The following is a 20,158-nucleotide window of genomic DNA, read 5'->3' as shown; positions in this document are numbered from 1 at the left end:
GATCTCTCGTCAGCGGGAGGCGAATTCTACAGCGTTACACGCTGCTGTCAACACCTCTTTTGCTCCGCTTTCGACCGAGACGATCGAATCGTCAATCAGGCGAAACCACACTGCCTTATCGACTCCTTCGGGCTTCGCTGAACTGAAGCGCAACCGCTGTCGAAAATCGTATAACTCGTTGAATACCAAGGAGTTTTCCGTTTCGACTGCGCCGGAAGTGGGGCGAATTATAGAGAGATATAATTCGCCGTCAACACCTAATTACGTTTTTGTTGCAGAAGATGGTTTTTTCACCAACAACCGGGGAATTCGGCGCGTCACCGGTGGCACCCGCAGCACTAATAACAACGCGCCGATAGAGGCATAGATAGCCCACTCTTTAAGATCCGCCCGGACAATCCAGAGCATATGTAGCAAACCCAACCCCAGGATGAAGTACACCAACCTGTGCAGTTTCTTCCAACGACTGCCCAGGCGACGCTGACTGTATCGATTGGACGTCACCGCCAAGGCCAATAATCCGAGGAAACCCAGGCTTCCCACAATAATGTAGGGCCGCTTGCGTAACTCCACCCCCAACTGCGACCAATCTAGCCCGAGGATAAAGACGGCGTAAGCGCTTAAATGCAGAACCACATAAGCAAAGCACCACAAACCCAGCTGCCGCCGTACCGCGATCCACCCCGCCCAACCCGTCAGCTTCTGCAGCGGGGTCATGCTCAGGGTGATCAGCAACAGAGTCAGTGTCCCCAACCCCAAGCGATCGACCAGCACTTTCCCCGGGTCGGGCCCGAGAACGGAAGCCCAAGCCTGGTACAACCAGAACAAAGGCCAGATAGCCACAACAATAAAGACGCCAAGGCGCCAGAGTGGGTAGCGCATCAGTAGTTCTTCCGCAGATCCAGGCCGGTATATAAAGAGGCGACTTCCTCCGCGTACCCATTGAACATCTGCGTCTCGCGCACATTGGGACTGAACAGACTGCTAGGCAGCCGACGCTCACGGGCCTGGGTCCAGCGTGGATGATCGACCGTGGGATTCACATTCGCGTAAAAACCGTACTCATTGGGCGCAATACTCTGCCAGGTCGTCTTCGGCTGCTCCTCCACCAAACTGATCCGCACAATGGACTTCACGCTTTTGAAGCCGTACTTCCACGGCACCACCAAGCGCAATGGAGCACCGTTCTGATTAGGCAGCTCACGGCCATACATCCCCACGGCAAGAATCGCCAACGGGTGCATGGCTTCATCCAGGCGCAGCCCCTCCACATAAGGCCAGTCGATCAGGGCAAACCCCGACCGCTGACCCGGCATGCTCTTGGGGTCCTGCAGGGTTTCGAAGCGAATGTATTTGGCCTTAGAGGTCGGCTCGACCTGCTTGAGCAACTCGGAGACCGGGAAACCTATCCAGGGAATCACCATGGACCACGCCTCGACGCAACGCAGCCGATAGATCCGCTCTTCCAACTGGTAAGGCTTCATGAAGTCTTCCAGCGCATAACGCCCAGGCTTACCCACCTCACCATCCACCACCACACTCCAGGGCTCGGTTTTCAGCGCGCCGGCATTGGCAGCCGGGTCGCCCTTGTCGGCACCGAACTCATAGAAGTTGTTGTAGTGGGTGGCATCCTTGAATGGGGTGATCGACTCGTCCTTGACGTTAACGGCTTGCCATTTGGTCTGCGGCAGTTTTTGTGTGAACCATGACGGCGCCTTGCCAGGATCGACGCCAGCATAGCGCCCTGCTTCTTCAGCGCTGGCCCAGCGCGGCAAAGCAGTTGCGGCCAGGCCGGCAAGAGCCCCGCCCAACAGGCTACGACGAGAGAGATAAAGAGATTCAGGCGTGACGTCCGACTCTTTGCAATCAGACGACTTGGGGACTTTGATCAACATGGCAACTCCGCAGCATTGGAGGACTGATGCACCAATAGACTGCGGAGTATGGGGGAAATTACATTAAGGCAACGTTTTGCGTCGACGAAGATGCAGCAGGTATTGCACAGGCCCGGATGCCGCATAGGCAAGGAATACCAACAGCAGGATTCGTGGTGGATCACTGAATACCACGGCAAACACCAGCACCACCGCCAGGATGGCTACAAACGGGACGCGCCCTTTGAGATCCAGCTCCTTGAAGCTGTTGTACTTGATGTTGCTGACCATCAGCATGCCGGCTGCCGCCACCATCAGCGCCACCAGGAACGACATCTTCGAACCCTGGATACCGTAGTCACTGAATGCCCAGACGATACCGGCCACCACACCCGCCGCCGCCGGGCTGGCCAGACCGATGAAATAACGCTTGTCGGCAGTCCCGACCTGGGTGTTGAAACGGGCCAGACGCAAAGCCGCGCCCGCCACATAAATGAAGGCGACCATCCAGCCAACCTTGCCCATGTCACCCAGCGCCCAACCGAATGCCAGCAAGGCAGGCGCAACACCAAAGGCGACCATGTCGGACAGCGAATCATACTCGGCGCCGAAGGCGCTCTGAGTATTGGTCATGCGGGCCACACGCCCGTCCAGGCCATCGAGCACCATGGCGACAAAGATCGCGATGGCCGCGAACGCGAAATACTTGCTCGCCCCTGCCGCGTCGCCAGCGCTCGCCGCGCTCTGGGCACTCATGGAATTGATGATCGAGTAAAAACCGGCGAACAGGTTCGCGGTGGTGAAGAGGTTCGGCAGCAGATAGATACCACGATGCCGGACTTTACGGCCTTCAGCGTCATGCCCTTCTTCGACATGCTCATCGACGGGTAGCAGGCTTTCGGCGTCAGAGGCCTGGTTTGGCTCTTCGGGACGTTCGCTCATGGACATTACCTTGCAACGGTGTGAAAAGTTTCGACGGTACCAGGGCCGCGATTCGACCCCAAAGGATCCAGCTTTATACCAGAACCTGTCTATCCAAACGAAAAAACGCGGCCTAAGCCGCGTTTTCCCTGACAAAAGCCGAACTTAGTTCTTGGATTTGTCGACGATCTTGTTGGCACCGATCCACGGCATCATCGAACGCAGTTGCTCGCCGATGATTTCGATACCGTGGGCAGCGTTGTTGCGACGCTTGGCGGTCATCGATGGGTAGCCGGTAGCACCTTCGCTGATGAACATCTTGGCGTACTCGCCATCCTGAATACGCTTCAGGGCGTTGCGCATGGCCTGACGGGATTCGGCGTTGATCACTTCCGGCCCCGTCACGTACTCGCCGTACTCAGCGTTGTTGGAGATCGAGTAGTTCATGTTGGCGATACCGCCTTCGTACATGAGATCAACGATCAGTTTCAGTTCGTGCAGGCACTCGAAGTAGGCCATTTCTGGCGCGTAGCCAGCTTCGACCAGGGTTTCGAAACCGGCTTTGACCAGCTCGACGGTACCGCCACACAGAACGGCCTGCTCGCCGAACAGGTCGGTTTCAGTCTCGTCCTTGAAGGTGGTTTCGATGATACCGGTACGGCCACCGCCCACGCCTGCCGCGTAGGACAGGGCTACGTTCTTGGCGTTGCCGGAAGCGTCCTGGTAAACCGCGATCAGGTCAGGGATACCGCCGCCCTTGACGAACTCGGAACGTACGGTGTGGCCTGGGGCCTTCGGCGCGATCATGATCACGTCGAGGTCGGCACGCGGAACAACCTGGTTGTAGTGAATCGCGAAGCCGTGGGAGAAGGCCAGGGTGGCGCCCTTCTTGATGTTCGGCTCGATTTCGTTCTTGTACAGCTGGGACTGGAACTCGTCCGGGGTCAGGATCATGACCAGGTCGGCGCCGGCAACGGCCGCAGCCACGTCGGTCACTTTCAGACCATGGGCTTCGGCCTTAGCAACGGTAGCCGAGCCTTTACGCAGGCCAACGGTCACATCGACTCCGGAGTCTTTCAGGTTGCACGCTTGAGCATGGCCCTGGGAGCCGTAACCGATGATGGCAACTTTCTTGCCCTGGATGATCGAGAGGTCGCAGTCTTTATCGTAGAAAACTTTCATGAATTTCCCCTATATCAGGCCGTTCCGGCCATTCGCCAATTTGAGTTAGATGCTGAGTACTTTGTCGCCACGGGCAATGCCGGTGACGCCACTGCGTACGGTTTCCAGAATCGAAGCGGTGCCGATCGACTGGATGAAACTGTCGAGTTTGTCGCTGGTACCGGTCAATTGAACGGTATACACGCTGGCGCTGACATCGACGATCTGCCCACGGTAAATATCGGTGGTGCGCTTGACCTCGGCGCGCTGGGCGCCGGTGGCCTTGACCTTGACCAGCATCAGTTCGCGTTCGATGTGCGCGCTTTCCGTCAGGTCGACCAGCTTGACCACTTCAACCAGCTTGTTCAGGTTTTTGGTGATCTGCTCGATGATTTCATCGTGCCCCACGGTGGTCAGCGTCAGACGCGACAAGGTCGGGTCTTCGGTCGGTGCCACAGTCAGGCTTTCGATGTTGTAGTTACGCTGGGAAAACAGGCCCACCACACGAGACAAGGCGCCCGGTTCGTTTTCCAGAAGCAAGGAGATAATGTGCCGCATGATTAAGTACGCTCCGTCTTGCTCAGCCACATATCGCGCATGGAGCCGTCTTTGATCTGCATCGGATAGACGTGCTCGCTGGTATCGACCTGGATATCGAGGAACACCAGGCGATCCTTCATGGCGAACGCCTCTTCCATCTTCGGCTTCAGGTCCTTCAGGTCCGTGATGCGAATGCCCACGTGACCATAGGCTTCGACCAGCTTGACGAAGTCAGGCAGCGATTCCATGTAGGAGTGCGAGTGGCGGCTGCCGTAACTCATGTCCTGCCATTGGCGAACCATGCCCAGCACACCGTTGTTCAGGTTGACGATCTTGACCGGCAGGTCGTACTGCAGGCAGGTCGACAGTTCCTGGATGTTCATCTGGATACTGCCTTCGCCCGTTACGCAGGCGACGTCAGCGTCCGGGAAGCTCAACTTGACGCCCATGGCCGCCGGGAAGCCGAAGCCCATGGTGCCCAGGCCACCGGAGTTGATCCAGCGATTGGGTTTGTTGAACTTGTAGTACTGCGCCGCGAACATCTGGTGCTGGCCCACGTCGGAGGTGACGAAGGCATCACCCTTGGTCACTTCGCACAGGGTTTCGATCACGGTCTGCGGCTTGATGATGCTGCCGTCGCCCTTGTCGTAAGGGAACAGGCCACGATCACCGCGCCACTCGTCGATCTGCTTCCACCAGCTGGCGACCGTATCCTTGTTCGGGGTTTCGCCGATTTCCTTGAGGGCCGCGACCATTTCGGTCATGACACTCTCCACAGGACCGACGATAGGCACGTCTGCCTTGATGGTCTTGGAGATGGAAGCCGGGTCGATGTCGACATGGATGATCTTGGCGTTCGGGCAGAACTTCGGCGCGCCGTTGATAACCCGGTCGTCGAAACGCGCGCCAACCGCCAGGATCACGTCAGCGTGGTGCATGGTCAGGTTGGCGGTGTAGCTGCCGTGCATGCCGAGCATGCCGACGAACTGGCGATCGGTGCCAGGGTAGCAACCCAAGCCCATCAAGGTATTGGTCACCGGCAGGTTGAGCATCTGTGCCAGTTCGGTCAGCGGCGCGGAGCCACCACCGAGGATCACGCCGCCGCCTGCGTACAGCACAGGACGCTTGGCCGCCAGGAGCATTTCTGCCGCCTTGCGGATCTGCCCGGAGTGACCGCGAACAGCCGGGCTGTAGGAGCGCAGCTTCGCTTTTTTAGGGAAAACGTATTCGAACTTTTCAGCCGGATTGGTCATGTCCTTGGGGACATCGACCACGACTGGACCCGGACGACCGGATTGCGCCAGGTAGAACGCCTTCTTCATGACCTCCGGGATTTCCGAAGCGTGCTTGACCATGAAGCTGTGCTTCACGATCGGCCGGGAGATACCGATCATGTCGGTTTCCTGGAACGCGTCGGTACCGACCATGGTGCTAGGCACCTGACCGGAGATGATCACCATTGGAATGGAGTCCATATAGGCCGTGGCGATACCGGTGATGGCATTGGTCGCGCCTGGGCCGGAAGTCACCAGTACCACGCCGGCGTTACCGGTGGCACGGGCGTAGCCGTCAGCCATATGGGTCGCCGCTTGTTCATGACGAACCAGGATGTGGGTCACTTCCGGTTCTTTGAACAGGGCATCGTAAACATGAAGGAGAGCACCACCCGGGTACCCATAGATATATTTGACGCCTTCGTCACGCAAGAAGCGGACGAGCATCTCACCGCCAGATAAAAGCTCCACGTTGTTCACCTCTAAAACGCCAGAATACCGCCCTCTTGAAAGGGGACGGGTCTTAATAGGTTTACTTCTCGGCAGAGCATGAGCGACGGTGGTCGCCGACTACGTCAGCACTGACTGAGCAAGTATTGGGAGTGCCCCAAGTGTTGCGGGGTTTTCCCACCCAGCGCGAGGTAACGCGTTGCGGGTGTAGCAGGTCGGCGCTGGTGTGCGCCTCATGTTCTACCGAGTGGGTCTGCTTCTGGCAGTCCCTCTACAGCGGACTTTGGATTCTTCTGTTTCGCCCTCTGCAAGTCAAGATGCCAATGGGCTTAATTCGAACTAAGCGCATGAGAACGCAAGAAAAAACCTCTAAACAGCGAGCGCCTGCGCTTCAATTGCGCAATCCTGGATAAGGAATTCATAAATGCGAATCTTCGCCATCACCATCAGTCTGCTTCTAGCCTGGAATCTTCCCTGCCAGGCCAGGGAGGTTTACAGGTGGGTCGACGCCGAAGGGGTTACCCACTTCGACGCCCAGCCTCCCCTGGGGGTTGCCAGTACCCCCATCACGCTGCCAGCCGTGCCCAAAGGCACGAGCAATTCGTCACCGCGCAGCCAGGCGGATACCCGGCAATCGGTCATGGACAGCCAGGTGAGACAACAGCTTGCCAAGCAGGAAGCCGAACGCAGAAGTTTTTGCGAACAGGCACGCGCCAGCCTGGCGCAGTTACAGAACAACCCGCGCCTGAGCGAGAACGTAGAGGGAGGAATGCGCCGCCTGAACGAGGAACAACGTCAGCAGCGCACCATGGAGACGAGAAAGGCGATTGACAACCACTGCCGCTAGGCAGTGGTTGCAGGTGTTTCAGCGGGTGGCGACGATCAGTTGGTCAAACTCTTTGAGCAGGATCTGCAACTGTTGATCCCGGCCCTGCATCGAGCGGCCGGCAAACACCACTTCGGCCATTTCCTGGATGCCCGAAACGTTGGGCAGGGGCAGATTCTGTTCGAGAATCGCCTTCATCCGTGGCAGGAAGATCCACTGCAGCCATTGTTCGAACTCCAATGTGTCCACGGCAAAAGGCTCGACACTGGCCAGCGCCTCGGCACTCGGCGGGGTCTCATCCCACAGCCCGTGCAAACGCAGCTCACGCTCGATCAACAGCAACTGTTCGGCGACTTTCGGAAAGCGCGCATCCATCACAGCGATACCTTGGCTTTCTGCCGGGCCTGGGCAGCACCGGCGGCGTCACCCTGCTTCTCCCGTGCCTGGGCGATCAACCCCCACAGGCTGGCCTGCAGATCGGGACGACCATTGGCGAAGCTCAGGCCACGACGGGCAAACTGTTCGGCCTGTGCGGCATCGCCCTGGGCCATGCGCACCTGGGCCAGGCGATACAGCACCTGCGGCTCGCGAGGCGCGACACGCTGGGCGCGTTCGAGGCTGGAGGACGCACCGTTCAGGTCGCCGCTCGCCTGCTGTTGCTGAGCCGTGGTCAACAGCGCCAGCACCGGGCCGTCCAGTTGTTCATCGGCGGACAGGCCGCCAGCGCTGGCCGAAGGCACGCCGCTCGGCGTCGGCGGCAGGCTGTAGCTGCCCTGATTGATCGGTGCGGACTGAATCGGCGAGGTATCGACAGGCCCAGGCGTGATCGGGCCCGGAGTGATCGGCGAGCTGCTGATCGGCGCGGCAGTCGCGGCGGCCCCGCCCGGGACCATCACCACGACACCCGAGTCCTGCGGAATCGCCTGAGTCTGAGCCTGCGCCTGGGCCGGACGTTTGACCGTCGTCTTGCGGAAGCCGCCGTTGGCCGATATGCGCTCACTGTTGGACACGGCAGTGCCGGAATCCACCACCGGAATCGAGCCACGCTGCACGCTGGCGCAACCATTGAGCAAAGCCAGAGCTGTAATAGCTGGAATCCACCACTTGTTCACGTCAAACCCTCTTCGCTTAATTCATCCAGCCCTTGACCCAATCCATCACCGACTCGACGGGCGCCGGGAGACCGCCGCAAGCCGGACCGGGAGGGGGCTCACTGCCGCGAATATACGGCATCTGTACGGCACCCGGACAGTTGGCGTCGGAACCTTGTCCGGTCCGCGAATCGACCCAGGCCTGCACCACGTTATCCGGCTGTGGCATATCCAGCGGCAGCGGGTCGGCCTTGCGCATGAAACTGGTCCAGACCTGCAGCGCGCCGGTGGCACCGGTAAACGGCGTCTTGCCGTTATCGTCGCGCCCCAGCCAGACCACCGCCAGCAGATCCTGGCTGAAACCGGCGAACCAGCTGTCACGGGAATCGTTACTGGTACCGGTCTTGCCCGCCAGCGCCAGGGAGCGCGGCAGCACGTTGTAGACCGAGCTGCCGGTGCCTTCGCGCATCACGCGCTGCATCGCACTCTGGATCAGGTAGATCGAACCCGGATCGAAACGTTGCTGGATCTGGAACGGATAACGCTTGAGCGGCTCGCCCTCGGCGGTCAGCACGCTACGGATCCCGCGCATCGGGGTGTTGAAACCACCGTTGGCCAGGGTCTGGTACATGGTGGCAACTTCCATCGGGCTCAAGCCCCCCGCCCCCAGCAACATCGAAGGGAACGCTGGGAACTCGCGGCTGACGCCGAGGCGTCCCAAAGTCTTCAGCACGTTCGGCACGCCGACTTCCAGACCCAGCCGTGCGGTCGACAGGTTGTAGGAGTGAGCCAGCCCTTGATAAAGGAAGACCGTACCGTGTGTGCGGCGATCGTAGTTCTGCGGCTTCCACACCTGGCCGTCAGCGCCCTTCACCGAGAACGAGTCGTCGGAAAGCCAGCTGGTCAGGGTGTACTGGCTGGGCTTCTCCAGCGCCGTCAGGTAGACCGCGGGCTTGATCAGCGAACCGATCGGCCGCACCGCATCCAGCGCCCGGTTGAAGCCGGCAAAGCCAGGCTGGCGACTGCCGATCATGGCCTGGACTTCACCGGTTTCCGGGTTGGTCACCACCATCGCCGCCTCGACTTCGTCCGCGCCCTTGCGGCCGGCCAGGCGCTTGAAGGTGTCGCCGACCGAAGCCTCGGCCTTCATCTGCAGGATCGGGTCGAAGCTGGTGAAGATCCGCAGGCCTTCCTCGGTCAAGTCTTCGTCGCGGTAGTCTTCACGCAACTGGCGCTTCACCAGGTCCAGGAAGCCGGGGAACGAACTGTCCGCCAGGCTGCCGCGCTTGGTCACGCCCAGTGGCATTTTCTTCGCCGCTTCGACCTGCTCCGGCGTCGCCACGCCCTGCTGCGCCAGCAGGTCGAGCACCAGGTTACGCCGCTCGAGCGCCCGCTCCGGATACCGACGCGGGTTGTAATAGGACGGCCCCTTGACCATCCCCACCAGCAAGGCAACCTGATGCAGCTTGAGCTCGGCCAGCGGCTGGCTGAAGAAGAACTGGCTGGCCAGGCCGAAACCGTGCACGGCACGCTGGCCGTCCTGACCGATGAAGACCTCGTTGAGGTAGGCCTCGAGGATCTCACGCTTGTCGTAATGCAACTCCAGCAGCAACGCCATCATCGCCTCGTTGAGCTTGCGGCTCAGGCTGCGCTCGTTGGTGAGGAAGAAGTTCTTGACCAACTGCTGGGTCAGGGTACTGCCGCCCTGGCGCATCTGCCCGGACGAGGTGTTGACCCAGACGGCCCGGGCGATCGACTTGGGCGACACGCCAAAGTGGCTGTAGAAATCCCGGTCCTCGACCGCTACCAGGGTTTCCAGCAGATACGGTGGGACCTGATCGAGCTTGATCAGGATCCGGTCCTCGAGGTTCTTCGGATACAGGCCGCCGATCAGCAGCGGCTCAAGGCGCACCACCGCCAGTTTCGCACCCTGGCTGCCTGACAGCTCGGCCACGTAGTCGCCGGAAAACCGCACCCGCACCGGTTGCGCCTGCTCCATGCCTTCATAGAACTGGAAACCGCGGGTGTTGAGGTCCACGGTGTTGCCACTGACCGAGGCGGCGCCGGGGCCGTTGACCACGCTTTCGCGGCGATAGCCCAGGGCGTCGAGTTCGGTGAGGAAATCGTCCTTGCTGAGCTTTTGTCCGACGAACAGCTCCAGTGGGCGTGCGTAGACTTTGGCCGGAATGGTCCAGCGCTTGCCGGAGAATTTCTCCTGGACCACGGCATCGAGATAAACCGCGAAGCCGGCGAGCACCACCAGACCGACCAGACCGAGCTTCAAGGCCCAGCCCAGCCAGGGGCGCAGGCCACCAGACGGAGTTTTTTTAGCGGTACGGGGGGATCGGGTACGAGTCATGGCGGCGGATTATACGCACTTTATTCATCGTCAACAGGAGCCGTCCGAGGTTTGCGTTAGCCCTGTCAGCGGCCATAATGACGCCCTTGAATTTTCCCCGACTCTGAAGGATCGCTTGTGAGCCAATCCCTGATCGCCGCTCTGCAAAACCCGGCCCTCTACCCGCATCCCGTAGACGGATTCCAGGTCATCGAAACCCATATTTCCTGGGTCCTGCTCACCGGCGCCTATGCCTATAAGCTGAAGAAACCGGTCAACTTCGGTTTCCTCGACTTCACCAGCCTCGAAGCTCGCGGACACTTCTGCGGCGAAGAGCTGCGCCTCAATCAGCGCCTGACCGACGATTTGTACCTGGAAGTGTTGCCGATCACCGGCAGTGCCGAAGCGCCGCAGCTCGGTGGTGACGGCCCGGTCATCGAATATGCGCTGAAAATGCGCCAGTTCCCGCAAAGCCAGTTGCTCAGCACCCTGCAAGCCAACGGCGAAGTGACCACCGCACACATCGACGAGATGGCCCGGCAGATCGCCAAGTTCCACCTCAACGCCCCGCGCGTCCCGGCCAGCCACGAAGCCGGCACCCCGGAAAGCGTGATGGCGCCTGTACGCCAGAACTTCGAGCAGATTCGCCCGTTCCTCAATGACAAGGCCGACCTGCAACAACTCGAAGCCCTGCAAGCCTGGGCCGAAAGCAGCTTCGAACGCCTCAAACCGCTGTTCGCCCAGCGCAAGGCCGAAGGCTTCATCCGCGAATGCCATGGCGACATCCACCTGGGGAACGCGACGGTCATCGACGGCAAGGTGGTGATTTTCGACTGCATCGAATTCAACGAGCCGTTCCGCTTCACCGACGTCTACGCCGACGCCGGCTTCCTCGCCATGGACCTGGAAGACCGCGGCCTGAAAAGCCTGGCCCGCCGCTTCGTCAGTCAGTACCTGGAACAGACCGGCGACTACCAGGGCCTGGAGCTGTTGAACTTCTATAAAGCCTATCGCGCCCTGGTCCGCGCCAAGGTCGCGCTGTTCAGCATGCCGGCCGACGCCACCCCGGTGCAGCGCGCCACCACCCTGCGCCAGTACCGCAACTACGCCAACCTCGCCGAGAGCTACAGCACCATTCCGTCGCGCTTCCTGGCCATTACCTCGGGCGTCTCCGCGGTCGGCAAAAGCCATGTGGCCATGCGCCTGGTGGAAGCCCTGGGTGCCGTTCGCCTGCGCTCCGATGTCGAGCGCAAGCGCCTGTTCGGTGAGCAGCAGGTGCCGAACGATCCGAATGCCGGCATTTATAATGCCCAGGCCAATACCGCGACCTATGACCGCCTGCATGAGATTGCTAGCATCGTCCTGCGGGCCGGTTTCCCGGTGGTCATCGACGCGACCTACCTCAAGCGCGACCAGCGTGATGCCGCGGCCAAGGTTGCCGAAGCGACCGGCACGCCGTGCCTGATCGTCGACTGCAATGCGCCGCAAGCCGTCATCGCCAGCTGGCTGGCGCAACGCCAGGCCGACCGCAACGACCCATCGGACGCGACCCTGGCCGTGATCGAGCAACAGCAAGCGAATCGCGAAGCCCTGACCGCTGAGGAAGCGCTGCGCAGCAAGCGCGTCGAGACCAACGAAAGCGGAAGCCTCGACGCCCTGGTCGCGAACATTCGCCAGCGTCTCCCAGGCTTGTAATCAACTATTTCAGCCGTGAAACCGTAAAGGTTTCACGGCTGAAATAGTGGCACTATACTGGCGTCATAATTCCAGCAGGGACGCCCCCATGAGTCAGCCCAAACTTCTCGACACCCCCCTTTACGCTTTGCTGCACAAAGACGACATCGACGGCTTCAACCGGGAACGCCCGAAAGACCAGATCGTCGACATGCGTGGCGGCGACTTCCGCGGCCTTGACCTACGCGAACTGAACGCCGATGGCATCGACTTCACCGACGCCTATTTCCGTTCCGCGGACCTGCGCGGCCTCGACCTGCGCAACTCCTCCATGGAAGGCGCGAGCCTGGCCCACGCCCAGATCTCCGGAGCCTACTTCCCCCCTGAACTGACCGCCGACGAAATCCTCATGTCTGTCAATTTCGGCACCCGCCTGCGCTACCGCACCAAGTAACCGTTCGTTTTTCCGAAGTCCGGCGTCCCCGCCTTACGCTGGACTTGGCTTTCCCCTTCTCCTTTCCCCTCTGCTTCTGACGTAGTTTCCTCTGTCGCCTTAGAAGCTTTTGCGCCAAAAGCGACCAAAGAACAGCGCTTTTCCTACTGAACGCTACACTCCTTTGAGACTCGCCCACGCACCATTCGGCTGTCGCAAGGAGGCTTGATGAATGATGAATTGCAACACCTGAAGAACCTCGGCAAGACGTCGGCACAGTGGCTGCATGCGGTGGGCATCCATAGCGCTTCGGACTTGCGCCGCCTGGGGGCGGTGGACGCCTATCGGGCGGTGCGCACCCGAGGATTCAGGGCCTCGAAGGTGCTGTTGTACGCTATCGAAGGCGCCTTGATGGACGTGCACTGGAACGATGTCCCAGCAGAACGCAAGGAAGCGCTCAACAAGCAGTTGGAAGCCATTTCTTCGCTCCACAAGAACTGACCTGGCAGGCCTTTTATGTACTTACTGGGGGAACAACCGGCTTACGCTGACGCCCTGACCAATCAACTGCAAAGCATCCCGCCCCGCCTGTTGGAAGGCCTGGCCCCGTCTGGCGACGCATTGGTGGTGGCGCCCTCCAGAGACCTCTCAAGCACCCTTGCCGATAGCCAACTGTTTCTGCTTGAAGGCGGCCAGGTGCAGGCCAGCGTCGATGAGCGCCCACTGTTTTACCTGCACACCGGCGACTTGCTCGGGCTGCGCCGAGGGGCCGAACTGCCTCGCTGGCAACTCAGCAGCGACCGACCCTTGAGCCTGATCCCCTATCAACGTTCGGCAGTATTCCAGCATGTGTATGCCAACGAGCAGCGTTCGGAACTGTTCCTGCAGTACCTGATCGGGCAAACCGCCCTGCTATCCGATGCCATTGCCCGCCTGAAACAGCCCGAACAGCACCGCAGCCACGGTTTTCAACGTGTGGACAAGGGGGAACTGCTGATTCGCCAGGGCGACGAGGCCGATCACGTGTTCGTCATTATCGAGGGGCATGCCGAAGCGTTTGTCGACGGACACAAGGTTGGAGACGTACCCAAGGACGAGATCTTTGGCGCGATGGCCGTCTTTACCGGGGAAAAACGCAACGCCAGTGTCATTGCCAGCGAGCCCTGCACCTTGATGCTGATCCCCAAGGACCAGTTTCTCAGCCTGACCCAGAGCAACCCACGCATTACTCAGAGCCTGATCGAAAGCATGGCGCGGCGAATCGACTTGCTGAACAAGGAAGTCAGCCGCCTGCATCACCTCAACAGCAGCCTTTGAGCCCCTGTTTTATCGACAATCCAAACGAGCGTTTGGCGAAATACGCAGAGATGGGAAAAATTCTTGTTGACCATTAAATGAGAATCGTTATGATTATCACAACTGATCGCGAGATCGGTCGATAACCTGGAAGACCGGTGGTTCGGACTCTCAGATTATCTCCTCATCAGGCTAATCACGGTTATTTGACCCGGCTCTTGCCGGGTCTTTTTTTGCCCGGAAAAAACCGCTGGCCAGCGGCTTACCGGCGCATCTGCGCGCAGTAGTCCTTCTCCGGCAATTGCGCGCCGTACCACACATAATCCGCGCTTTGCGGCGCTACCGGCGTGCCCTGCTGCGCCAGCATCAACACCAGGGTGCCGTTCGACGACTCCAGGTCCGACAGGTGGACAGGTACCCCAACATCCTTGCGCGCATGAAAGGCTCCGGCGAAAAGCAGCGCCGGCGTCGGCGCCGCCAGCAAGCGCTCGGCCATGCGGCGATCGCGCTGCTGCTGAACCGCCAGCATCGCCGGCATCTGGCTGTCGGGCAGCAGGCCACAATGGGAGTCACGAACTTGCCGCAGCAATTCGTTGCGCACCGTGGTGGCATTCGAGCGCTCACCATTCAAGACCGGTGGCTGGCGGTAAATGCCGCGAACCTCAGCGGTATCCAGGTTGGCGGCCAGTAACGGATAAGGCTGGAGCAGCGCATAACGCACGATAGGTCCGTACAGCGCCCAATCCCAACCGGGCGACCAGGCCAGCGCCCGTGGCAGATCATCCGGCAACCCTTGTGTCGCCTGGTGCTGCTGGAGCGAGTCGACCCGCGGCTGCTGGTCCGGCACAAGCATTTCCAGCAACAGGCTGCCTTGCGCACGTTGGGTCGCCAGCGCCTGCAACAACCACAACTGCACAGCGTGATGCTCGGGGTGGTCATGCTGCTCGCCGACCATCACCCGTGGCGCCCGGGAGAGGCGAACGACCAGTTCCTCAGGGGTCAGGATCTGGCCGCTGTGCAGATCCTGAATCGCCCCGCTCCGCGCGGGAACCGGAAGCTCGGGCATGAGCGGAGCGCTTTGGCAGGCCCCCAGCAGCAACAGGGTCAGAATCAACAGCGCACGCATGGGGCGCCTCCGCGAATCGCCTTAGCGGGCGATGATCAAGGGATGTCCGCGCTCGGGATGCTCCTGCACCAGGACCTCCAGGCCGAACACCGCCTTGAGCGGTTCGGGCCGCAGCACCCGTGCCGGGCTGTCCAGCGAGTGAGGGCGGCCGCCTTCGAGCAGCAACAGGCGATCACAATAGCGCGCGGCGAGGTTCAGATCATGCAGGATCACCAGCACCGCGACGCCCCGATCGGCAAACGCGCGGATGGCCTGCAACGTGACATGTTGATGCAAAGGGTCGAGGGCCGAGGTCGGCTCGTCGAGCAACAGGGTTTGACCGACCGCGCCCGGCCATAGCTGGGCCAGCACCCGGGCCAGGTGCACGCGCTGACGTTCGCCACCGGACAAGGCCACATAGTTGCGGCCGTACAGATGCCCGGCATCCGCGGCGTGCAGCGCCTGCCCGACTATCTCGTCATCCCGCGCCCGGCCGCTTTGATAAGGCAAGCGTCCCAGGCCAACGACCTCTTCGACGCGGAAGGCGAACTCCAGCGTCGAGCTTTGCGGCAGCACCGCCAGCCTTTGCGCCTTTTGCCCGCCTTCCCACTTGGAGAGCTCGCGCTCATCCAGCCGGACCTGACCGTGATCAGGCTTCAACTCGCCGCACAAAGCCGCCAGCAAGGTGCTTTTACCAGCGCCATTGGGCCCCAGCACGCCTAACACTTCACCGGGTTTGAGTTCGAGGTCGATCCCTTCCAGCACGATCTTGCTGCCACGGCGCACCGTCAGATTCTCCGCTCGCAGCATCAGGCACGCCCTCGCAACAGCAGGAACAGAAAGAACGGCGCCCCGATAAAGGCGGTGACGATACCGATGGGCAACTCCGCCGGTGCCAGCGCCAGGCGCGCTACCAGATCCGCCAGCAACAGCAGGCTGGCGCCGGCCAGGATCGACGCCGGTAACAAGGTCCGGTGATCGGGCCCCGCCAGCAGACGCACCAGATGGGGCACCACCAGCCCGACAAAACCGATCAGCCCGGCGGCAGCCACGGCCGCGCCGACACCCAGAGCGGTGCAGAACACCAGTTCGCGCTTCAAGCGCTCGACATCGATGCCCAAGTGGCCGGCTTCCGACTCCCCCAGCAGCAAGGCGTTCAGGGCCCTGGCCCGGCGCGGCAGCCACAACGCCACGGCCGCGCTGACCAGCAACAGCGGCCACAACCTTGAATAGCTGGCACCGTTGAGACTGCCCAGGTTCCAGAACGTCAAGGTGCGCAGGGTCGCGTCATCGGCCAGGTAAGTGAACAGTCCCACGGCCGAACTGGCCAGCGCCGTCAGCGCAATCCCCGCCAAGAGCATGGTCGCCACGTGGGTCTGGCCATTGCGCCGTCCCAAGCGATAGACCAGCGCTGCCACCACCAGGCCGCCAAGAAAGGCGCACAACGACAGCAGATAAGGCGCGATCGCTTCTGACACCCCGCCCAACAGAGAGCCGCCGACAATGGCAAAAGCCGCGCCCAGGGCCGCACCACTGGAAACCCCCACCAACCCAGGGTCGGCCAAGGGGTTGCGAAACAGCCCCTGCATCGCCACCCCGGACAAGGCCAGGACACCGCCCACCGCCAACCCCAGCAAGGTGCGCGGCAGGCGAATCTGCCCAAGGATCAGTTCAGCCTGCTCCAGCCCCTGGCCCTCAATGGGCAGGCCCAGCAGACGCAAGGCGGCACGCAGGGTGTCGAGCAACGGCAGGCTGACCGGCCCGAGCGCCAGGGACAACCAGATCGCCAACAGGCACAGCAGGCTCAGAGTGATGAACAAAGCCCGGGGTTTGAGTAAAGGGGTCATTGGAAGCAATTGGGCTCGCTCGGCTGGCTTCTCGGAAATTTGGACAGCCGCGGCCTGGGGCGACCCGGCAGCCGAGCCAGGCTAAATCCGCAGCGCCGTCCGCGCCTCGGAGCCGTTGCCGCCAACTGAATCGGATTTTCCATGAGAGGCCATCAATTAAGTGTTGCCGACACTATAAGCCTGATGAAAATCAGACAGAGCATAATACAGCTATGTTTGCGTTAACGCGTGGTCGCGCTTTCGATCCCTTGCGAACGCCATGACCATAAAGGCAGCAACCCAGAAAGGTTAAGGAAAAGCACTGAGCCAGACAGCCCTCTTAAAGATTCGGCTTTCTGCGCCCCGCGCCCAACTACTTGCGACAGAGACTTAAAAACCACTAGAGCCTGCATTCGGCACATCACTTTATGGAACTAAAGTAGGTGGCCAGAACGTCAATTCTTTGCGCATCAAAATCTTTCATCACTCGGTTCATCACCGTCCCATGCAAAGTGCCTGTCTTATAACCTTCCATTGCCGCGACAAGGAACTCTTTCGAACGTCCTTTCAAGGGAGGAATATTACCAACCGTTGGACCTCGCCCTTCGACACCGTGACAATTCACGCAACCATTACTAGCCATTACTCCGTTTTCATCACCACCAGCGAATGCGAGATTGGCAACACAAAGAAATGATGCAACAACAAAACCAACCGAAAAATTCATCAGACTATATCCTTATATAATTTCAACATCACCAACGCGAAAACACCAATATCAACATATAAATACACCGATACCCTTTCTTCGCACGCGCCCATAAAACAAAGAGCCTCCAAGACTCTTTTATCTAGAAGCAAACCAACTTCTTACAGGCAGGAAAAACAACCTTCGCGTGGGCGAACCGGCATAAATTTATCCCGTAAAAACCACGTGCGTCAAGGACAGCAAAAAAGTAAAAAGCAACGATACGCAACTCCTATCATGCAAAAAATGATGCTAGAAACACCTGGCGCCACCCAATAAAATAGGCCATTCGCAAAAGAAACATCTTATTACATTTTGCCGCTTGTCGACACAGCCCCCTGGGGCTATAACGCTCGCCAACTGATTGGATCCAAAACCATAGAGCAAACTCAACCACTAAGAACAACGAATCCGGCAGAGCAAAAAAATTATAAAACTCTCAATCTCCTCTTAACTTCTTAAAGCCAAAGAAAGAACCAAAACAGAAAAACGCCTCAAGCAAAAATTTTAAAGAAACAACAAGTCTGGAGACTGGACTTGCCACCCCAAGGAAATCAGGGAACCCTCATGAAAAAAACCCTCCTGTTCTCATTGCTGTCACTCTCCCTAGGCCTCAATAGCGCCACAACATTCGCCGACGAAGCCGAAAAAAAGGCAACAGAGGACCTGAACGCGGTGGTCATAGTCTTCAAGCCGCCTCAAGGAATGGAGAAAGAATTTTTTGAGTCTTTTGCAAAAGAACAGGCCGCCAACTTCAAGGCATATTCCGCAGGCCAAAAGAACAAAAGTGAATCCATCAACCTGATCCCCACAAAAGAAGGGGAACCGTTGATTCATATCACCATCCTGAAAGACAAAAAACATTTCGAAGAAACGTATAAGAACTTCGGCCCCAAGGAAAACCGCGGGGCGTACGTAGGTAAACACTCTGACAAGTACGGCGACCTGAAAATCCCAAAAATCTACCTCCAGAATTCCCAATCGTATTTCGCTAAAGTCGTAGAGTAAAAGCTTGAGTTCCAATGACCTGATGATTCCCCCGACCACAGGTTATGCTTTAGACAGGTATCGAGCGATCCGGCCATGGAGAGCGCCTCTCCATGATGCCGCTTCGCTTGATGCACGCCCCGCATGCAGCCTGTAAGTGACCAGCTGACGCCTGCCTGGACAGATCCCGTGCCTGCACCATCAAGGCATGCCCCCTCGGGTCAAACTTAACGCATCAAGCCCATAAAGGCAGGAAGCTTCTGACCTTGATAACTTGATCAGTACTCTAAGGATAGAGACAACATGCTAGACGAACGAAGAACGCTTCTTAAGTGGTTAGCGACAGGCGCCGGGGTTGCTGCATTAGATGCTGTGGCAGGGCCTACGCTAAAATTTGCTTCTGCAGAAGCGTTCAAAGTAGTGGTGATTGGTGGCGGCTTCGCCGGTGCCACATTTGCACGCACGCTCCGACACCTCGCCCCCGATGTGAAGATCACATTAATCGAGGAAAATCCCAAATATCACTGCGGGCCGCTAGGCGCAGAATACCTGGTCGACAAACGAGACGAGAAGACCTTGACGTTTGACTACACGAAGTTAGCGGCCGAAGGGATAAATATTGTTTATGATCGGGCAACTCGAATCAACGCTGAGAAAAAATGTATAGAAACCCGGCATTCGAGCTATCACTACGATAGATGCGTTGTCGCCGCTGGCATCAGCTTCGACTTCGAACACATCAAAGGTCATAGCCAAGAGTTGGCGAACGTATTTCCACATGCCTGGAAAGGCGCAGAGCAGCTAAATATTCTCAAAAAACAACTGCATGAAATGCCGGATGGCGGCACCGTCCTCATGACTGCACCTAATACCGAATATAGATGCCCACCTGGTCCTTACGAACGAGTCAGTCAGATTGCAGAATATTTGAAAGCGCACAAGCCAAACTCAAAACTGATTTTTCTCGACTCCAAAGAAAGGTTTCCCAAACAAGCACAATTCGAGCTGGCCTGGACAAAACTTTATGGGTACGGCACCGACAAGAGCAATATTCAATGGATTGGGGCCAAGCAAGGGGGCACGGTTACCGCGCTCAGAGCGGACACCCGCGAATTGGTCTGCGCGGCAGGTACATTCAAGGGCGATGTTATTAACATCATCCCTCGGCAAAAGGCGGATTTATTTACCGCCGCCAATGGACTAACCGGTGAAAACGGATGGTGCCCGGTCAACACTCAAACACTTGAGTCGTTAAAGATCCCCAACGTGCATGTCATTGGCGATGCGGCAGACGCACAGAGCCTGCCAAAATCGGCGTTTGCCGCTACCTGTCAGGCAAGAGTGTGTGCCCTGGCCATTCACTCGATACTCAATAAACAACCGGTGATGACGCCAGAATACATGAATGTATGCTTCAGCCTCTGCGGGACCCACTACGCCATCTCTGTCACGGTTAATTATCGGCAGAACCCAGACTCAAACAAAATCGACACCATTTCGGCCAACATAACACCACTTGACGCTCCAGAAGCGCAATACATCAGCGAAGTGCAATCAGCTTATTCACTATTTGACAACATGGTAACTGGAGCCTTCGGCTGAACCCGGCGATTC

The 20,158-nt window shown here is 58.9% G+C and carries 20 protein-coding genes; 7 read left to right on the top strand and 13 right to left on the bottom strand.

All coding sequences use genetic code 11. From position 1 onward, the window contains the following. Positions 1 to 261: 261 nt before the first annotated feature. The 6 genes from msrQ to ACQKQA_RS17910 all read right to left on the bottom strand — a co-directional run bounded on the left by msrQ (position 262) and on the right by ACQKQA_RS17910 (position 6,241). Positions 262 to 882: a protein-methionine-sulfoxide reductase heme-binding subunit MsrQ gene (gene msrQ / locus ACQKQA_RS17935; RefSeq protein WP_427560250.1), complete on the bottom strand. Its 621-nt coding sequence runs from the start codon at positions 880 to 882 to the stop codon at positions 262 to 264. Next, on the bottom strand, positions 882 to 1,895 hold the full coding sequence (gene msrP / locus ACQKQA_RS17930) for a protein-methionine-sulfoxide reductase catalytic subunit MsrP (RefSeq protein ID WP_427560247.1): 1,014 nt from the start codon (positions 1,893 to 1,895) through the stop codon (positions 882 to 884). The genes msrQ and msrP overlap by 1 nt, the downstream gene beginning before the upstream one ends. 63 nt (positions 1,896 to 1,958) lie before the next feature. Next, on the bottom strand, positions 1,959 to 2,816 hold the full coding sequence (gene pssA, locus ACQKQA_RS17925) for a CDP-diacylglycerol--serine O-phosphatidyltransferase (protein ID WP_427560245.1): 858 nt from the start codon (positions 2,814 to 2,816) through the stop codon (positions 1,959 to 1,961). Positions 2,817 to 2,960: 144 nt separating this feature from the next. Beyond that, entirely contained in the window at positions 2,961 to 3,977 is a 1,017-nt protein-coding gene (gene ilvC, locus ACQKQA_RS17920) for a ketol-acid reductoisomerase (protein WP_427560242.1), read from the bottom strand. A gap of 45 nt (positions 3,978 to 4,022) precedes the next feature. Further along, positions 4,023 to 4,514, bottom strand: coding sequence for an acetolactate synthase small subunit (gene ilvN / locus ACQKQA_RS17915; protein WP_427560239.1), 492 nt, complete (start codon positions 4,512 to 4,514; stop codon positions 4,023 to 4,025). Positions 4,515 to 4,516: 2 nt separating this feature from the next. After that, positions 4,517 to 6,241: an acetolactate synthase 3 large subunit gene (locus ACQKQA_RS17910; RefSeq protein WP_427560236.1), complete on the bottom strand. Its 1,725-nt coding sequence runs from the start codon at positions 6,239 to 6,241 to the stop codon at positions 4,517 to 4,519. A 403-nt stretch (positions 6,242 to 6,644) separates the two neighbouring features. On the opposite strand from ACQKQA_RS17910, the gene ACQKQA_RS17905 reads away from it, so the two are divergent. Beyond that, the gene (locus ACQKQA_RS17905; RefSeq protein ID WP_427560233.1) at positions 6,645 to 7,067 is read left to right on the top strand and encodes a DUF4124 domain-containing protein; all 423 of its coding nucleotides are present in this window, start codon (positions 6,645 to 6,647) and stop codon (positions 7,065 to 7,067) included. An 18-nt stretch (positions 7,068 to 7,085) separates the two neighbouring features. Here ACQKQA_RS17905 and ACQKQA_RS17900 read toward each other — a convergent pair whose 3' ends face one another. From ACQKQA_RS17900 to mrcB, 3 genes are read right to left on the bottom strand one after another with little or no spacing between them, the layout of a single operon-like run. Further along, positions 7,086 to 7,421 (bottom strand): YqcC family protein, encoded by a 336-nt coding sequence (locus ACQKQA_RS17900; protein ID WP_427560230.1) that lies wholly within the window; start codon positions 7,419 to 7,421, stop codon positions 7,086 to 7,088. After that, the gene (locus ACQKQA_RS17895) at positions 7,421 to 8,158 is read right to left on the bottom strand and encodes a tetratricopeptide repeat protein (protein WP_427560227.1); all 738 of its coding nucleotides are present in this window, start codon (positions 8,156 to 8,158) and stop codon (positions 7,421 to 7,423) included. Before ACQKQA_RS17895 ends, ACQKQA_RS17900 begins: the two co-directional genes overlap by 1 nt. A 16-nt stretch (positions 8,159 to 8,174) precedes the next feature. Beyond that, positions 8,175 to 10,496 carry a penicillin-binding protein 1B gene (mrcB, locus tag ACQKQA_RS17890; protein ID WP_427560224.1) on the bottom strand — a complete coding sequence of 774 codons (2,322 nt, stop codon included), beginning with the start codon at positions 10,494 to 10,496 and terminating at the stop codon, positions 8,175 to 8,177. A 117-nt stretch (positions 10,497 to 10,613) separates the two neighbouring features. Here mrcB and ACQKQA_RS17885 point away from each other — a divergent pair, with 117 nt between their 5' ends. The 4 genes from ACQKQA_RS17885 (at position 10,614) to ACQKQA_RS17870 (ending at position 13,899) form a co-directional block, all read left to right on the top strand. Further along, positions 10,614 to 12,170 (top strand): AAA family ATPase, encoded by a 1,557-nt coding sequence (locus ACQKQA_RS17885; protein ID WP_427560221.1) that lies wholly within the window; start codon positions 10,614 to 10,616, stop codon positions 12,168 to 12,170. A gap of 88 nt (positions 12,171 to 12,258) precedes the next feature. After that, a complete protein-coding gene (locus ACQKQA_RS17880) occupies positions 12,259 to 12,603 on the top strand; it encodes a pentapeptide repeat-containing protein (protein ID WP_114762307.1) in 345 nt (114 codons plus the stop codon). 207 nt (positions 12,604 to 12,810) lie between these two features. Then, a complete protein-coding gene (locus ACQKQA_RS17875) occupies positions 12,811 to 13,083 on the top strand; it encodes a TfoX/Sxy family protein (protein WP_427560217.1) in 273 nt (90 codons plus the stop codon). 15 nt (positions 13,084 to 13,098) lie between these two features. Further along, a complete protein-coding gene (locus tag ACQKQA_RS17870) occupies positions 13,099 to 13,899 on the top strand; it encodes a Crp/Fnr family transcriptional regulator (RefSeq protein ID WP_427560214.1) in 801 nt (266 codons plus the stop codon). Between the two features lie 241 nt (positions 13,900 to 14,140). Here the strand turns inward: ACQKQA_RS17870 and ACQKQA_RS17865 are convergent, their stop codons facing one another. The 4 genes from ACQKQA_RS17865 to ACQKQA_RS17850 form a co-directional block, all read right to left on the bottom strand. Beyond that, positions 14,141 to 15,004, bottom strand: a complete 864-nt coding sequence (locus ACQKQA_RS17865) for a ChaN family lipoprotein (RefSeq protein ID WP_427560211.1) — start codon at positions 15,002 to 15,004, stop codon at positions 14,141 to 14,143. Between the two features lie 21 nt (positions 15,005 to 15,025). After that, entirely contained in the window at positions 15,026 to 15,793 is a 768-nt protein-coding gene (locus ACQKQA_RS17860) for a heme ABC transporter ATP-binding protein (RefSeq protein ID WP_427560208.1), read from the bottom strand. Beyond that, positions 15,793 to 16,776 carry a FecCD family ABC transporter permease gene (locus ACQKQA_RS17855; RefSeq protein WP_427560254.1) on the bottom strand — a complete coding sequence of 328 codons (984 nt, stop codon included), beginning with the start codon at positions 16,774 to 16,776 and terminating at the stop codon, positions 15,793 to 15,795. The genes ACQKQA_RS17860 and ACQKQA_RS17855 overlap by 1 nt, the downstream gene beginning before the upstream one ends. A 454-nt stretch (positions 16,777 to 17,230) precedes the next feature. Continuing rightward, a complete protein-coding gene (locus tag ACQKQA_RS17850; RefSeq protein WP_427560205.1) occupies positions 17,231 to 17,536 on the bottom strand; it encodes a c-type cytochrome in 306 nt (101 codons plus the stop codon). A gap of 588 nt (positions 17,537 to 18,124) precedes the next feature. On the opposite strand from ACQKQA_RS17850, the gene ACQKQA_RS17845 reads away from it, so the two are divergent. Both ACQKQA_RS17845 and ACQKQA_RS17840 read left to right on the top strand, forming a co-directional pair. Beyond that, positions 18,125 to 18,565 carry a hypothetical protein gene (locus ACQKQA_RS17845; RefSeq protein ID WP_427560203.1) on the top strand — a complete coding sequence of 147 codons (441 nt, stop codon included), beginning with the start codon at positions 18,125 to 18,127 and terminating at the stop codon, positions 18,563 to 18,565. Positions 18,566 to 18,847: 282 nt separating this feature from the next. After that, on the top strand, positions 18,848 to 20,146 hold the full coding sequence (locus ACQKQA_RS17840; protein ID WP_427560200.1) for an FAD-dependent oxidoreductase: 1,299 nt from the start codon (positions 18,848 to 18,850) through the stop codon (positions 20,144 to 20,146). Positions 20,147 to 20,158 lie beyond the last annotated feature (12 nt).

Source organism: Pseudomonas sp. NPDC089530, assembly GCF_050280705.1.
In the GTDB taxonomy this organism is placed as follows: Bacteria; Pseudomonadota; Gammaproteobacteria; order Pseudomonadales; family Pseudomonadaceae; genus Aquipseudomonas.
The sequence above is the reverse complement of the archived record's forward strand: the minus strand, read 5'-3'. Positions and strand labels throughout refer to the sequence as shown.